The sequence below is a fragment of the Nocardia sp. NPDC004123 genome, from assembly GCF_053603795.1.
Window position 1 is genome coordinate 41,364 of record NZ_JBSGGG010000035.1, and the last position, 14,913, is coordinate 56,276.

The 14,913-nt window shown below is 68.5% G+C and carries 11 protein-coding genes; 6 read left to right on the forward strand and 5 right to left on the reverse strand.

The window, feature by feature from the left end:
* Window positions 1-38 precede the first annotated feature (38 nt).
* Both ACWEQQ_RS38825 and ACWEQQ_RS38830 read right to left on the reverse strand, forming a co-directional pair.
* On the reverse strand, window positions 39-2,408 hold the full coding sequence (locus ACWEQQ_RS38825; RefSeq protein ID WP_452351689.1) for a phosphoketolase family protein: 2,370 nt from the start codon (window positions 2,406-2,408) through the stop codon (window positions 39-41).
* Window positions 2,405-3,343: a universal stress protein gene (locus ACWEQQ_RS38830; protein ID WP_452351690.1), complete on the reverse strand. Its 939-nt coding sequence runs from the start codon at window positions 3,341-3,343 to the stop codon at window positions 2,405-2,407. Before ACWEQQ_RS38830 ends, ACWEQQ_RS38825 begins: the two co-directional genes overlap by 4 nt.
* Window positions 3,344-3,571: 228 nt before the next feature.
* On the opposite strand from ACWEQQ_RS38830, the gene ACWEQQ_RS38835 reads away from it, so the two are divergent.
* Window positions 3,572-3,778: a hypothetical protein gene (locus tag ACWEQQ_RS38835; RefSeq protein WP_452342311.1), complete on the forward strand. Its 207-nt coding sequence runs from the start codon at window positions 3,572-3,574 to the stop codon at window positions 3,776-3,778.
* Here ACWEQQ_RS38835 and otsB read toward each other — a convergent pair.
* On the reverse strand, window positions 3,759-7,751 hold the full coding sequence (gene otsB, locus ACWEQQ_RS38840; RefSeq protein WP_452351735.1) for a trehalose-phosphatase: 3,993 nt from the start codon (window positions 7,749-7,751) through the stop codon (window positions 3,759-3,761). The two genes, ACWEQQ_RS38835 and otsB, sit on opposite strands and share 20 nt — an antisense overlap.
* A 118-nt stretch (window positions 7,752-7,869) precedes the next feature.
* Between otsB and ACWEQQ_RS38845 the strand changes: the two genes are divergently transcribed.
* The 3 genes from ACWEQQ_RS38845 to mgtA all read left to right on the forward strand — a co-directional run bounded on the left by ACWEQQ_RS38845 (window position 7,870) and on the right by mgtA (window position 12,480).
* Window positions 7,870-8,889, forward strand: a complete 1,020-nt coding sequence (locus tag ACWEQQ_RS38845) for an Acg family FMN-binding oxidoreductase (protein ID WP_452351691.1) — start codon at window positions 7,870-7,872, stop codon at window positions 8,887-8,889.
* A 54-nt stretch (window positions 8,890-8,943) separates the two neighbouring features.
* On the forward strand, window positions 8,944-9,591 hold the full coding sequence (locus tag ACWEQQ_RS38850) for a response regulator transcription factor (RefSeq protein WP_364618536.1): 648 nt from the start codon (window positions 8,944-8,946) through the stop codon (window positions 9,589-9,591).
* A 207-nt stretch (window positions 9,592-9,798) separates the two neighbouring features.
* A complete protein-coding gene (mgtA, locus tag ACWEQQ_RS38855; protein ID WP_452351692.1) occupies window positions 9,799-12,480 on the forward strand; it encodes a magnesium-translocating P-type ATPase in 2,682 nt (893 codons plus the stop codon).
* Between the two features lie 215 nt (window positions 12,481-12,695).
* Here mgtA and ACWEQQ_RS38860 read toward each other — a convergent pair whose 3' ends face one another.
* Window positions 12,696-12,851 (reverse strand): hypothetical protein, encoded by a 156-nt coding sequence (locus ACWEQQ_RS38860; RefSeq protein WP_452351693.1) that lies wholly within the window; start codon window positions 12,849-12,851, stop codon window positions 12,696-12,698.
* Window positions 12,852-12,945: 94 nt separating this feature from the next.
* Here ACWEQQ_RS38860 and ACWEQQ_RS38865 point away from each other — a divergent pair, with 94 nt between their 5' ends.
* Together ACWEQQ_RS38865 and ACWEQQ_RS38870 are read left to right on the forward strand one after the other, a co-directional pair.
* On the forward strand, window positions 12,946-14,229 hold the full coding sequence (locus ACWEQQ_RS38865; protein WP_452351694.1) for a ubiquinone/menaquinone biosynthesis methyltransferase: 1,284 nt from the start codon (window positions 12,946-12,948) through the stop codon (window positions 14,227-14,229).
* Window positions 14,230-14,278: 49 nt separating this feature from the next.
* On the forward strand, window positions 14,279-14,431 hold the full coding sequence (locus ACWEQQ_RS38870) for a hypothetical protein (RefSeq protein ID WP_452351695.1): 153 nt from the start codon (window positions 14,279-14,281) through the stop codon (window positions 14,429-14,431).
* Here the strand turns inward: ACWEQQ_RS38870 and ACWEQQ_RS38875 are convergent.
* Window positions 14,428-14,865 carry a pyridoxamine 5'-phosphate oxidase family protein gene (locus tag ACWEQQ_RS38875; RefSeq protein WP_452351696.1) on the reverse strand — a complete coding sequence of 146 codons (438 nt, stop codon included), beginning with the start codon at window positions 14,863-14,865 and terminating at the stop codon, window positions 14,428-14,430. The genes ACWEQQ_RS38870 and ACWEQQ_RS38875 overlap by 4 nt on opposite strands.
* Window positions 14,866-14,913 lie beyond the last annotated feature (48 nt).

Consider the following 14,913-nt stretch of genomic DNA (forward strand, 5'->3'; position numbering starts at 1 on the left):
CATCACCCTGGTCATGCTCGCCTGCACCGACCTCGCTGTTACAGCTGGGCGGGCCAGCGCCAGTCGGCGATCTCCGGTGGGTCGATGCCGTAGCGGCGGGCGTAGGCGTCGGCGGCCTCACGGCGGGCTGTGAGCTCTTCGGTGAGCGGGGCGAGCTGTTCGGACAGGCGCGGCACCTCGGCGAGGGCGGCGGCCGCCAGGGTGAAGCGGTCGATGCCGTTCATGGCGCACATGCTGAAAGGTGTTGTGGTGGTGCCGTTGTCGGTGAATCCGTGGACGTGCATGACGTCGTGGCCGGGGCGGCGGTAGGCGATGCGGTGGATGAGCCAGGGGTAGCCGTGGAAGGCGAAGATCACCGGCGCGTCGGTGAAGACGGAACGGTATTCCTCGTCGGAGATCCCGTGCGGATGGCGATCCGGCGGGAACAGGCGGGCCAGGTCCACCACGTTGACAAGGCGGACAGCCAAGTCCGGCACCAGCTCTCGCAGCAGCGCCGCGGCTGCCAGGGCTTCCTGGGTGGGGACGTCCCCGGCACAGGCCAGCACGACCTCGGCGGGACGATCGGAATCCGAACTCGCCCAATGCCACACACCCAGACCCTGCTCGCAGTGCAGCCGCGCTGCGTCGTCGTCGAGGTACTGCAGCGCGGGCTGCTTCCCGGCGACCACGACATTCACCCGGCCGCGGCTGCGCAGGCAGTGGTCGAAAACATGCAGCAGGCAGTTGGCGTCCGGCGGCAGGTACACCCGGCTGACCTCGGGCCGCTTGCTCAGCACATGGTCGATGAAGCCAGGATCCTGATGGGACGCCCCGTTGTGATCCTGACGCCACACGTGCGAGGTGATCAGGTAGTTCAGGCTGGGAATCGGCTCACGCCAGGGGAATTCCGCCGCCATGTGCAGCCATTTCGCATGCTGCACCACCATCGAGTCGATGATGTGCGCGAAGGCCTCGTAGGTGGAGAACACACCGTGCCTGCCGGTCAGCAGATAGCCCTCCAGCCAGCCCTGGCACAGATGCTCCGACAGCACCTCGAAGACGCGGCCGTCCGGGGACAGCCGATCATCGCCCGCAATCCGCCTGGCGCGCCAGCGCCGGCCGGTGACCTCGAGCACGGCGTCCAGGCGATTGGAGGTGTGCTCGTCCGGCGAGAAGAACAGCAGATTGTGCGGATTCTCGACCAGCGCGTCGCGCAGATACCCGCCCAGGACCCGTGTCGCCTCCGCCGATTCGGTTCCGGGAGAAGGGAGTTCGAGGGCATAGTCGGTCGGGTCGGGCAGTTGCAGGTCGACGCTGTCGTGACCGTGCGCGGCGCGATTGGCGCTCATCCGCAGGTGCTCGGGATGCAGCCGCGCAATCCGGTCCACCGGACGGCCCTCGTCGTCGAAGAGCTCCTCGGGCCGATAGGACCGTAACCAGTCCTCCAGTTGCGCAAGGTGTTCCGGATTCTCGCGCACGCCCGGCAACGGCACCTGGTGCGACCGGAAGGTGCCTTCGACTCGCACGCCGTCCACCATCATCGGACCGGTCCACCCCTTCGGAGTCGACAGCACGATCATCGGACGGCAGGGATCGCGCGGACCCAGGCCGTGCTCGGCGAACTCGCGAATCTCCCGGATCCGCTCCATCGCCTCGTCGAGCACGGTCGCATACCGGTCGTGGACCTCGGCCGGAGTGTCGCCGTCGACATACATCGGCTCCCAGCCCTGCGCGCTGAGCATGGCGTCGAGCTCGTGGCGCGACATGCGCGCCAGCAGCGTCGGATTCGCGATCTTGTAGCCGTTGAGGTGCAGGATCGGCAGTACGGTGCCGTCGCTGACGCGGTCCAGGAACAGCGACCCGTGCCAGCTGGTGGCCAGAGCCCCGGTTTCGGCCTCGCCGTCACCGATCATGCACGCCACCACCAGATTCGGATTGTCCAGTGCCGCGCCGGTGGCATGGGCGAGCGAATAGCCCAGTTCTCCACCCTCGTGGATGGAACCCGGCAGATGCGGTGAGGCATGGCTGGGGACACCGCCCGGGAAGGAGAACTGCCGGAACAGTTCCCGCATCCCGGCCAGGTTCTGGCCGACCTCCGGGTGCCGCAGCGAATAGGTGCCCTCGAGCCAGGTCGCGGCGGTGAGCGCCGCGGCACCGTGGCCGGGGCCCAGGACGAACAGCATCTGCTGCCCGGTCCGCATGATGACCCGATTGAGGTGGGCGTAGGTCAGCGTCACCCCGGGCACGGTTCCCCAGTGGCCGATCAGCCGCTGCTTGATGTGCTCGGGCCGCAGCTTCTCGGTGAGCAGCGGGTTGTCCATGAGGTAGATCTGCCCGGCGGCGAGGTAGTTGGCGGCCCGCCACCACGCGTCCAGATCGATCAGGTCGTCCCGGATTCCGGTTCCGGCGCCGGGCATGGTCAGTGTCATCGCTTCGTCTCCTCGTCATCGGCGTGCACGACCATCACCGGGCAGTGCGCGTGCTGCACCAGGGAATGGGTGGTGGATCCGAGCAGCATTCCCATGAATCCGCCACGACCACGGTTGCCGACCACGACCAGCTGCGCGGTCTTCGACAGCTCCCCCAGCCGCTCGGCGGGCCCGGAGGCGAACACCTCGCGGGTCACCTCGACATCCGGATACTTCTCCTGCCAGCCGGCCAGCCGCTCGGCCAGGACGGCCTCCTCGCCGCCGGCCAGCTCGGCGGTCACGACCGGGATCACCGCGTCGGCGAATTGCCCGGTGTCCCAATCGCTGAAGACGTGGACGGCGACCAATCCCACCCCCCGTTCGGAGGCTTCGGCGAACGCCGCGCCGATCGCGGCCTCGCTCACGCGGCTGCCGTCCACGCCGACCACGACCGGACCCGAGCCGCGAACGGCATTGGCCGCGTCGGGATCCGGCCGCACGACGACCACCGCGCCCCGGGCGTGACTGGTCACCGAGAACAGGGTGGATCCCAGATGCGAGAGCGTGCCGGCCGTCCCGGTCGCCCCGATCACCACCGCGAAGGCGGACTCGCTGAGATCGATCAGCACCTGGGCGGGACTGTCGGTCGACACCGCGGAGGAGACCGTCAGTTCCGGCTCGTAGTCGCCGGCGGCCACCCGGGCCCGGGCGATGGCCGCCGCACCGGCGGCCTTGACCGCCTCGACGAGTGACGGCGCCGCCACCGAGTAGGGACCGACGCCACGGCTGGCCGCCACCAGATCCAGGCCGTGGACGATGTGCAGTCGCCGCTGTCGCTGTGCGGCGTAGTTCGCGGCCCAGTGCACCGCCCGCGCCGAACCTTCCGAATTGTCCACGCCGACCACGACGGGTGCCGAGGCCAGCCGATGCGGATCGTCGAGTTCCTGGTGTGTCATCCTGACCTCCGGGGTGAGGTGAAATCGTCGGCGCCCGGGGAGGGGCTCGTACTCTCACGGTAGAAATGGGACCTGACCGCCCTCTGCGGGCGATCGTCCTCGGAGTGAGGACCAAAGACCTCAGCGCGGCGACCGGGCTGGGCTGTCTGGGACTTCGGCCGTTGGTCCCACCGGTATCGGGAACATCGGCCCTGCTGATTCACGCGAGCCGCGACAAAACTTGCTGCCATGAATCCTCCCGCAACACCGCATGCCGTGGCGACCGTGGCCCTGGTCCTCGGCGCGGCGATGGTGGTCGCGGTGCCCGCCGCCACCGACTACATCTCCCTCTGGGCTCGGCTGTACGGCGCGATGCTGGTGTATCTCGCGCTCGTCGAATACCTGGCCGTCGCGATCGGGCTGGCCCGATGGGGCGTCATTCAGCTGCGGTCGTGAACGGATCCGGATCGGATGCCTTGCGGCTCACCGGCATTCGGATCGTTGCCCCCGCCTTCAACAGCTCGGTGAATCCGTCGTAGTGAATCTCCACCGGGTCCGCCACGCCCGGATCGGCGGCGACCTCCAGATCGGAGGCGCTGACCCTGATCGCGAGCCGGTGCCCGCGGTAGACGATCGAGAAGCGCAGCTCCCCGAGCTCGTCGGGCCAGCAGGGGTTGAAGATGAGGCGATCGGCCCGGATCTCCATTCCGGTGAAGCACCGCTGGACGAGGTCGATGGTTCCGGCCATGGCGCCGAGGTGAATTCCCTCCTGCGTGGTCCCGCCCTGGATATCGGCGATATCGGAGTCCAGGACCCGGTCGAAGAATTCCATCGCCCGCGCCCGATTCGCGCGGGCCAGCACCCAGGCGTGGACCAGCGCGCTCAGTGTCGAACCATGCGACGTGCGGGCCAGGTAGTAGTCGATCGTCCGCGGAATCATCTCCCTGGGAAGGTCATAGCCGAGGTGCTCGAGCACCTCCCGCAATTCGTCGGCTGAGAACAGATAGAACAGCATCAGGACATCGGCCTGTTTGCCGGCCCGGTAGCGGTTGACGTCGTCGCCCTCGGCCTCGAGGATGCGATCCAGCCGCTGGATCTCGCCGTAGCGCTGCCGGTAGCCGTCCCAATCGAGTTCGGCCAGTTGCTCGTAACCGTCGAACTGGCTGATGACCTCGTCGTGGAAGGGCACGTACATCCGCCGCCCGACATGCTCCCACCGCGTCAGTTCCACCGGTGAGACGCGCAGCGATTCGAGCAGTTCCGCCCGTGCGCGGGGGGTCAGCCGTGCCAGCGCGTCGCGCGCCCGCAGCAATGTCCACACCGCCATCACATTCGTGTAGGCATTGTCGTCCACGCCGGATCCCGGTGCGCTCGGCGAACCGGTGTGGAATTCGTCGGGCCCGATGACCCCGCGCAGGTGATACCGGTCGTGGCGCGGGTCGTAGTCGGCCAGGCTCGCCCAGTACCGGGCGATCTCCACCATGAGCTCGGCGCCGTAGTCGGTGAGGAATTCGAGGTCACCCGTCGCCTGGAAGTACTGCCAGACGTTGTAGGCGATGGCACTGCCGATATGGTGGGCGCGCGGGCTCGGATCCGGATTCCAATGCCCCGACAGCGGATTCAGATGCATGAGCTGGCTTTCCTCACGGCCGTCGGAGGCGGACTGCCACGGGAACATCGCCCCGGACAACCCGGCAGCGGCGGCCGCGCGACGCGCCTCCGGCAACCGCCGGTATCGGTACCGCAGCAGACCGCGTGCTAGTCGCGGGAAGCGAGGACTCAGAACCGGATGCACGAACAGCTCGTCCCAGAAGACGTGCCCCCGATAGGCCTCGCCGTGCAGACCCCGCGCGGGGACCCCTACGTCCAGATCGGCGGTGTGCGGTGAGAGGGTCTGCACCAGATGCAGCAGGTGCAACCGGATCACCCGGGTCGCGTGTTCACCGCCGCCCAGATCGATTCGGAGCCGATCCCAGAGGTGTTCCCAGGCAGCTGTGTGCGATTCGAGCAGGTCCGCGAACCGGCCGGCACTACGAAGTGCCCGCGCCGCCTCGTCGTCCGGGGCCGAGACCGCGTGGTCGCGGCCGGTGACCACGGCCGCGGTCTTCTCCAGTACGACGGTGTCACCCTCGGCCATCGCGACGCCGTGGTCGTGCCCGATCGCCCCGTCGCTCTCGACGAGTTCCGTAGCGGGACACAGCTTCACACCCTCTCGGTGCAGCGTGCCGCGCGCCGCGGTCGCAACCGGAATCCGGGATTGCCCGGTGCGTACCACCACCAGCACCGATTCAGGTGACAGCTCCCGCGCCGAGACCCGCTCGAGGTGATCCCCCGACAGGTCCCGATACCGCTCCACCAGACTGTTTCTCACTGCGCCGTCCACCGTCGAACGGAAGACCACCGTGCCCGACCAGTTCTCGGCGGTCACCGCGGTCTCGAGCGCGCACAGGTGCGGCGCGTGCATGGCCGCGAACCGCCGTTGTCGCACCGCCGTGATGCGACCGGTGCTGTCCCGGAAGCGGAAGTGCCGCAGCAGGACTGCCCGGCGCAGATCGAATTCCTGGCGATAGGACAGCAATTCGACGGCGTCGATGTCGAGCCAGTCGCCGTCGCCGATCCGGAACGTAACCGGCAGCCAGTTCGGCAGGTTCACCAGGCTCTCGTTGTCGACCGTGCGCCCTGAGATCTGATCGAAGAGCCGGTTGTAGATACCGGCGACATAGGTACCCGGGTAGTGGTGATCCCCCGCCGCGCACTCCGGCGCGGCCCCGCGGGTGGCGAGATATCCGTTTCCGACGGTGCACAGCGCCTCCCGCAGCCGCTCGTGCGCCGGGTCGTACCCGTCGAAGGCGAACACCCACGAATCCGACACGGCCCCAGCGGATTCGGCGGCCAGCAGGACGGCCAGATCGTCGAGGAAGGAGCGCACGCCCTCGGGTCCGGGTAGCGCGAAGCGGGCGGCGGTCCGCCGGTCGCCGTTCTCGTCGTGCCGGACCACGATCGAAATACCCTCGGCCTCCACGGCGTCGAAGGCGTCCTCGTCGGTGAGGTCGTCGCCGACGTAGATCGGCAGCGTCGGCGTGACGAGGTGGCCGAGGATCCACTGGAGCGCGGTGCCCTTGTCCCAGTCCATGTCCGGCCGCAGTTCGACCACCTTGCGTCCGCCCGTTACGCGCAGGCCGCGCTGGTGCGCCTGCGCGTGCACGGCGGCCGTCACCGTGCCGACGTGTTCCGGGGCGACCCGCCGATAGTGCACGGCGACCGCAAAGCGCTTGTGCTCCACCAGGATCCCCTTGATCGCGCTCAACGACCCCGCCAGTTCCTCCGCTGCCGCCGCCAGCGCGCGTTCCGCGCCCGGAGCGGCATCGTGCACATACGTCGTGCCGTCCGGGGCCTGCAATTCGAAGCCGTGACACCCGGCGTACCAGAGACCCTCGACACCGACCCGGTCGCGCAGATCCGCCAGCTCACGCCCGCTGACAATGGCGACCGGGCACCGCGCCGCGAGCCGCGCCAGGGCCGCCGCACCGCCCTCCACCAGGGTCGCGTCCACCGGATCGGGGACGATGGCCGATAGCGTGCCGTCGAAATCGAGCAGGACGGAGGCCTTTTCGGTGTCGAGCAGATCACCGAGCCGCCCCGCGACCGCATCCGGCACCTCCGACATCCGCCGGAAGCCGTTGCGCAGCCGCACCCGATCGAGGTCGGGCACCACCACATCGGCCCCGCGCTCGGCCACCCGATCGCCGTGCCCGCCCCGATCGACGCCGATCACCAGACCGAATCCGCCGGCCCGGCCGGCCGCGACACCGGCCTCCGCATCCTCGACGACGACGGTCCGTTCCGGCTCCACGCCCAGCCGGCGTGCGGCCTCGAGCAGCATCGCCGGGTCGGGCTTGCCCGCCAGCCCCAGCTCCGCCGCCACGATGCCGTCCACCCGCACCGTGAACAGGTCCCCGATACCGGCGGCCCGCAGCACGTCGGCGCAGTTGCGGCTGGCGGAGAACACCGCGACGCCGATATCCGCCGTCTGCAGGCGCCGCACCAGGGCCACGGTGGAGTCGAACGCGGGGACGCCGTCGCGGGCGAGCCGTTCGAGGAACAACCGGTCCTTGCGGTTGCCGAGTGCGCACACCGTTCCCGCGTCCTCGGCGTCGGCGGGATCGCCTTCTGGTAGCGAAATGCCGCGTGCGGCAAGGAAATCGGACACACCCCGGTAGCGCGGTTCACCGTCCACCCACCGCAGGTAGTCGTCGTCGGTGAAGGGCGACAGGTTCTCGCCCGGGGCCGGCGCCCGATGCACGAGGAAGTCGTCGAACATCTCCTTCCAGGCCGCCGCGTGGACGCGGGCGCTGTCGGTCACCACGCCGTCCATATCGAAGATCACCGCGTCATGGCGCCGCGCGTCGATCAGTGGCGCGGGCCGCATGTTGTCGTCCACGGCTTCAGCGTGCGTGCGTCCGGGCGCCGGGCCAAGGGTCCTGTAGCACCGTAACGAGGACCAACGGCCCCTGTAGCGCGCACGCCACCCGTCCTAGCGTGAGTCCATGAGCCAACTACCCAGCGGCGACACGATCGAGCAGGCTGTTCGGCTGGCCGGTCGCGCGCCCTCCCTGCACAACAGCCAGCCGTGGCGCTGGGTCTTCGACGGCGATGCCCTGCACCTGTTCTCGGTGCCATCGCGCATGCTCCCGGCCACCGACCACTCCGGTCGGCAGATGCTGATCAGCTGTGGTCTCGCGCTGGGGCATCTGCGCGCCGCGCTGGCCGCGGCCGGGTGGCAGACGCAGGTCACGTACTTCCCCGACCCCAACCGGCACGATCAGCCGGCGACGGTGACCTTCGAGCCGTCGCGGATCGTGACCGACGCCGACCGGGATCGGGCCGCCGCCATCACGGTTCGCTACACCGACCGGCTCCCCTTCTACGCACCGGCGGACTGGAGCGATTTCGAACCGGTACTGCCGGTCATCGTCGACCCCTCCGACGCAGTGATCACCGTGCTGCCGCCCGAGGCCCGCACCGAGCTCGCCCGCGCTTCACGGCTGACCGCGGCGATACGCCGCTACGATTCCGGCTATCAAGCCGAATTGCAGTGGTGGACAGGCCATTCACTCCCCGCGGAGGGTATCCCGCCGACGGCCCGGGTGTCCGCCGAGGAGCGCGAGCGGGTCGATCTGAGCCGTGTACTCCCGGCCGTCGACGAGGAGCCGCGCCGGACCGAGATCGAGGACGATCGGTCCGTGGTTCTCGTCGTGTCGAGCGGCAGCACCTCCGCAGACCTGCTGCGCTGCGGTGAGTCGCTGTCCACCATCCTGCTCGAATGCACGGTCGCGGGCTATGCGACCTGCCCGATCACCCACGTCACCGAAGTGCCGCAGAGCCGAGCGGTCATCCGCGAGCTCACCGGCCGCGTGGAGCAGCCCCAGGTGCTGGTGCGGGTCGGCACGGTTCCCGCCTCCGACCGGCAGCCGACGCATACCCCACGGCTGCCCCTCGAACAGATCCTGGAGGTCACCGCTCCCGCCAGCCCCGGCGGCCCAGCTCCGTCCGGTCATCCCCGATAATCCGTCCCGGAGAGCTATGTTCGACCACGACGACCTACAGATTGGGAACCGGCCATGATCAAGGTTTTTCTCGTTGACGATCACGAGATCGTTCGCCGGGGACTCGTCGACCTGCTCGACAGCGACCCGGAACTCACCGTCATCGGTGAAGCCTCCGATGTGGCCCAGGCCCTGGCCAGAATCCCGGCGCTGAAACCGGATGTCGCGGTCCTCGATGTCCGGCTGCCGGATGGGAACGGCATCGAACTCTGCCGTGATCTGCTCTCGCGCCTCGATACGCTGCGCTGCCTCATCCTCACCTCGTTCACCGACGAGCAGGCCATGATGGACGCGATCCTCGCGGGAGCCAGCGGTTACGTGGTCAAGGACATCAAGGGCATGGAGTTGGCGAAGGCCATCAAGGAGGTCGGGGCCGGCCGCTCGCTGCTGGACAATCGCGCCGCCGCGGCGCTGATGGACCGGCTGCGCCGCAGCACCCAGTCCGACGGCCCGCTGGCCGGGCTCACCGACCAGGAGCGCAAACTCCTCGACCTGCTGGGTGACGGGCTGACCAACCGCCAGATCGCCGAACGCATGTTCCTCGCGGAGAAGACGGTCAAGAACTACGTCTCCCGGCTGCTCGCCAAGCTCGGCATGGAGCGGCGCACCCAGGCCGCGGTCTACGCGTCCAAGCTGCGCGGCGACCATCCGCGTCCGCAGTAGAACGAACCGCGCTCCCCGCCGCGTCTTCGGCCGAAGGCGCGGCGATCGCGCGTTCCCGCCTCCGCCCACACCGACCTGACAGGCCGACCTCCGAGGCCGGGGCTGGCCAATGGCGGCGGCAAGTCCTCGGCTACAAGGTCTTTGGTCCCCTCCCTGGATGCGAGCAGGCCCTATCGGCTCGGCCCGGACAGCGGAACCCTCGACTGCATGCACGTTCACGCGCTGTCCTCGGCCACGAATCGGACGCTGCCGCACACGGTTCGGGCCGTACCCGCCACGGACGCGGCGGCCCGGCCCGCCGACCAGATTCTGACCGCGCTGGCCACCGGCGACGAAGGGCTGACCGAATCCGAATATGCCGAACGGGCACGCCTTTTCGGGCCGAACGCCATTCAGGCGCATCGCGCGCGCATCGGGCCGGTCATCGTGCGGCAATTGCGCTCGCCGCTCCTGCTGCTGCTCGCCGCGACCGCTCTGGTGTCGTTCTTCCTCGGCGAGCGCAGCGATGCGGTGGTCATCGGGGTGATCGTGGCGATGTCCGTAGGCCTGGGCACCGTCAACGAATTCCGCGCCGAGCAGGCCGCGGCGGCCCTGCACGAGCGCATCCGGCATCGAGTCGTGGTGACGCGTGCCGGACAGGCCCGATCGGTCGACCTCGCGGAGCTGGTTCCGGGCGACATCGTCCAGCTGCGGCCCGGCGAGCTGGTGCCCGCGGATCTGCGGCTGTTGTCGGTGACCGGACTGCAGTGCGATGAATCGGTGCTGACCGGCGAGTCGGAAGCGGTGATCAAATCGCCCGACCCGGTGGCGGCGGGAAGCCCGGTGTCCGAGCTGGCCTGCTGCGCACTCATGGGCACGGTGGTCGCCGCGGGGACCGGCCGCGGCGTCGTGACAGCGACGGGCGGCGACACCGAATTCGGGCGTATCGCCGTCGGTTTGGCGCGCCGGGAGCCCGAGACCGAGTTCCAGGCCGGGCTGCGCCGGTTCTCGATGCTGCTGGTGCGCGTCGCCGCCGTTCTGACGATCGGCATCTTCGGGGTGAACCTGGTGCTGCACCGGCCGCTGCTGGACGCGCTGATGTTCTCGCTGGCGATCGCGGTCGGCATTTCCCCGCAACTGCTGCCGGCGGTGGTGTCGACCAACCTGGCGGCCGGGTCACGAATCCTGGCGCAGCGCAAGGTGCTGGTGAAGCGGCTGGTCTGTATCGAGGATCTCGGCGACATCGAAGTGTTGTTCACCGACAAGACCGGCACCTTGACCGAGGGACGAATCGAATTCATGCGCGCGGTCGCCGCCGAACCGGACACGGATGGCAATATCATCGAGCTGGGCATGGCCTGCACCGACGGCGTGATCCAGAACGGCCGGCTCGCCGGCGGTGACGCGCTCGACACGGCACTGTGGGCCGCGCCGCTCGCACCGCGGGACGACGCCGAGCGGCACACCCGGCTCGCCACACTGCCTTTCGATCATCGGCGGCGCATGGTCTCGGTCCTGGTCGATGCACCGGACACCGGGGAAACCATCATTACGAAGGGAGCGCCGGAAGCCGTCCTCGCCTGCTGCGAGAACGTGCCGGATGCGGCCACCCGGGCGCTCGGCGCCGAGTTCGCGGCCGGGCACCGCGTGGTCGCGGTCGCGACCCGTCCGGCGCCCGGGCGGACGTCGCTGACGGCCGAGGACGAGACCGGTCTGCGGCTGGCCGGGTTCCTGGTGTTCCTCGACCCGCCGAAAGCCTCTGCGCGCGAGGCGATCAGCCGCCTGGGCAGGCTCGGCGTCGCGGTCAAGGTCATCACCGGCGATCATCCGACGGTGGCGGCGCGGGTCTGTGAACAGCTGGGCCTACCGGCGGGCGACACCCTGTCGGGCGCCGACCTCGACCGGCTCACCGACGCCGAGCTCACCGGGAAGCTGTCCACCACAACGGTTTTCGCGCGCATCGATCCCGAGCAGAAGGCGCGCATCGTCCGCGCGCAGCGGTCGCTCGGCGTCGATGTCGCGTTTCTCGGCGACGGCGTCAACGACGCGCTGGCCCTGCACGCCGCCGATGTCGGAATCTCCGTGGACGCCGCCACCGACGTCGCCAAGGACGCCGCCGACGTCGTGCTGCTCGAGAAGGACCTGCAGGTCCTGGCGGACGGCGTCACCCAGGGCCGGCGCGTGTTCGCCAACACCATGAAGTACGTCTTGATGGGCACGTCCAGCAATTTCGGCAATATGTTCAGTGCGGCGGGCGCTTCCGCGTTCCTGCCGTTCCTGCCCATGCTGCCCTCGCAGATCCTGCTCAACAATCTGCTCTACGACTCCAGCCAGCTCGCCATCCCCACCGACACCGTCGACGAGGAACAGCTGGCCCGGCCCGCGCGCTGGGACATCGGGCTGATCCGGCGATTCATGCTGGTGTTCGGTCCCATCAGCTCGGTGTTCGACTTCGCGACCTTCGGCATCATGCTGTGGGTCTTCCACGCGAGCGAAGCCCTCTTCCACACCGCCTGGTTCGTCGAATCACTGGCCACCCAGACCCTGGTGCTGTTCGTGATCCGCACCCGCAGAACACCCTTCTTCCGCAGCCACCCGAGCGTCGCCCTGCTCACCGCCGCGCTGGCCGCGGTGGGAATCGGCGCACTGCTGCCCGTGACGCCGCTGGCCGCTACGCTCGGCTTCCAGCCGCTGCCAGGCGCCTTCTTCGTCGCGCTGCTCGCCATGATCGTCGTGTACCTCGCGCTGGCGGAAACCGCGAAGCACTGGTTCTTCCGGACACCCCCCGCCGTCCCAGCCGCCCGCGACCGCCGGCCCGACCATCGAATGCGACGTCGCGCTGCGCGTTTCGCCACCGGAACGCCTCGGGCGGCGACCGTGGAGGCCCTGTGCGCGTCGAACCAGTCGTGACCGAACTGGAGAAGGTGATCCCGCTGTTCCGGATCCGGAAACCGTCGCCGAGCGCTGGACCGCCGCTCGCGTCCATATCGCGCTGCACTGGTCTACGGGCTCGCCGGTTCGAACCCCAGGCGATCCGCCACCCCGCTCATCCCAACGAATTGATCAGGCCCGCAATCGGTTTCACTGGTGCTCCTAGGCCAGCAGCCGGGACTTGATCAGTTCCATCATTTCGGTGCGGCTGCGCGGGCCGTCCACGCCCGCCACCGGTGGCGCTGGGCCTGTGCCAGCGCCTCGATCCGCACGGCTTCGGGGCCGCCCGCGACGAGCGCACGCAAGCCTTCCTCGACCCATCTGCCTCGCGGTGTGCGAGCCACGGCCACGGTGCGCCTCCTCACGTCGGCAAGGAGTATACGGGGGCGTATAGATGGGTTTATGTTCGATTTATACGCCACCGTATAGATCGGAGCCGAGCTCGTGAGACTTCCTCCAACCGCTCACACCAACCGCCCGTGGCGGATCCACGACATCGCCGACGACTTCACCGTGGAGGACGTATGGGCGTTGCCCACACCGGGCGGCCCCGACGACTTCCCTTGGCTGGTACGCCAATTCGCCGAAGGAATCGGCGGTGGGGTGACCGGCGATACCGCGATCTCCCGGGCGCTGTTCACCATTCGCTGGAAGCTCGGAGCACTGCTCGGCTGGGACCGGCCCGATACCGGCACCGGCGGTCGGCTGCCCTCCCTGTACGACCGCTTGCCCGCCGACCTCCGCGAAGGCTCCCGGGGACCGGACCTCGGCACATCGCCGTTCCGGTCCGTCTACCAACTGGAGAACGAATGGGCAGCCGAAATGGGCAACACGACCGTCCACGCGGTCATGCACCTCGGCTGGGTTGCGGACGGAACCGGCGGCTACCGCGGTCAGATGGCTGTCCTGGTGAAGCCGAACGGCCTGTTGGGCACCCTCTACATGGCCGGTATCAAGCCTTTCCGGTATCTCGGTGTGTATCCGGCGCTCATGCGCGCCATCGGCCGCGAGTGGCAAGCGAACACCGTCGCCGCGACCTCGCACGGCAAAGGTGTTGCGGTACACACGATCTTCGAGCAGATCGCCGGATACTACGACCGGATGAACCTCGTCATGACGCTCGGCCGCCATGCGCGCTGGTGCCGTGAAGTGGCCGTCCGCGCCGCGCCGCCCGCGGGCGGACAACTGTTGGACCTGGCCACCGGGACAGGTGTGATCGCTCTGGCGGCGGCACGGATGTATCCCACTGTCGCCGTGACCGGTGCCGACTTCTCCGAGGCGATGCTGGCTCGCGCACGGATCAAATCCGGGGCCGGCGCGATTCGATGGCAGCAGGCCGACGCGACCCGGCTACCGTTCGATGACGAGTCCTTCGACGCGGTCACCGAAGGCTATCTGCTCCGCAACATCGAAGACCTCCCCGGAGTGCTTCGCGAACAGCACCGCGTCCTCGTACCCGGCGGCCGGATCGTCATCCTCGAAACCTGCCCTCCCAGCGGCCCGTTGCGGCCGATCCTCGAGTGGGGAATGAGCACGATCATTCCGCTGCTGGGGCAGACGATTGCTCGCGACCGGTCGTCGTACACATACCTCGAATCCAGCACCCTCGCCTTCACCTCACCCCAACATGTCGCTAATGTTCTGTGCGAAACAGGTTTTCGGAACATCGGATGGAGCAAGAAGTTCCTCGGCACCAATGTCGTCCTCTGGGCCGACAAGCCACGATGATCGGTCATAGAAAATGGATTCAAAAGCTCGGTTCCCGATAGTCGGCAGCATGCTCACTTTCATCGGCGCCGCTATGTGGGTCACCGAAGACTTGGCGCTGCGGCTGTGGGGCCACTGGCAGGAGGACACCTTGTCGGCCCAGGCCTTCTGGGCCAACCCGGCAGGGTTCGGTGGGGCACTTCGGCGCCCTGAATCCGGCTAACCCGCCTGCTTCACCACTAACCGCACTCCGGTCACCAGGGTCGGCTCGATGGCGACGATGGTGTCCATCTCCCCGTCGACCCACGGCTGCAGCAGGCGCTCGTAGCGTGCGACCCGTTCCGGATCCGTCACGGTGCGGGCGATCCCCGTCACCACCACCGACCATCCCAGCCCCGCGATGGGGTCGATCTCGTCGGCCTCATAGGCCACCACCACATTCGAATCCGCACGCACGGTCGAGGTCAACCGAGACGTGAGCCGGGTCCGCACGACGATGATCTCGCCCTCGTCGACCAGATGGTTCACCGGTCGCACAGCGGGCAGCGCGTCGCGCGTGAAGATGACCCTCCCGAACGGAACACCGGCCAGCAGCCGCAGTGCTTCCGCGCGCTCCAGACTCACGGTGGCGCGCGGAGCGAACTGATACCCACGCATCAACTGACCCTTTCTCACCTGATCCCCTGCACGACAAACCCCTCGATA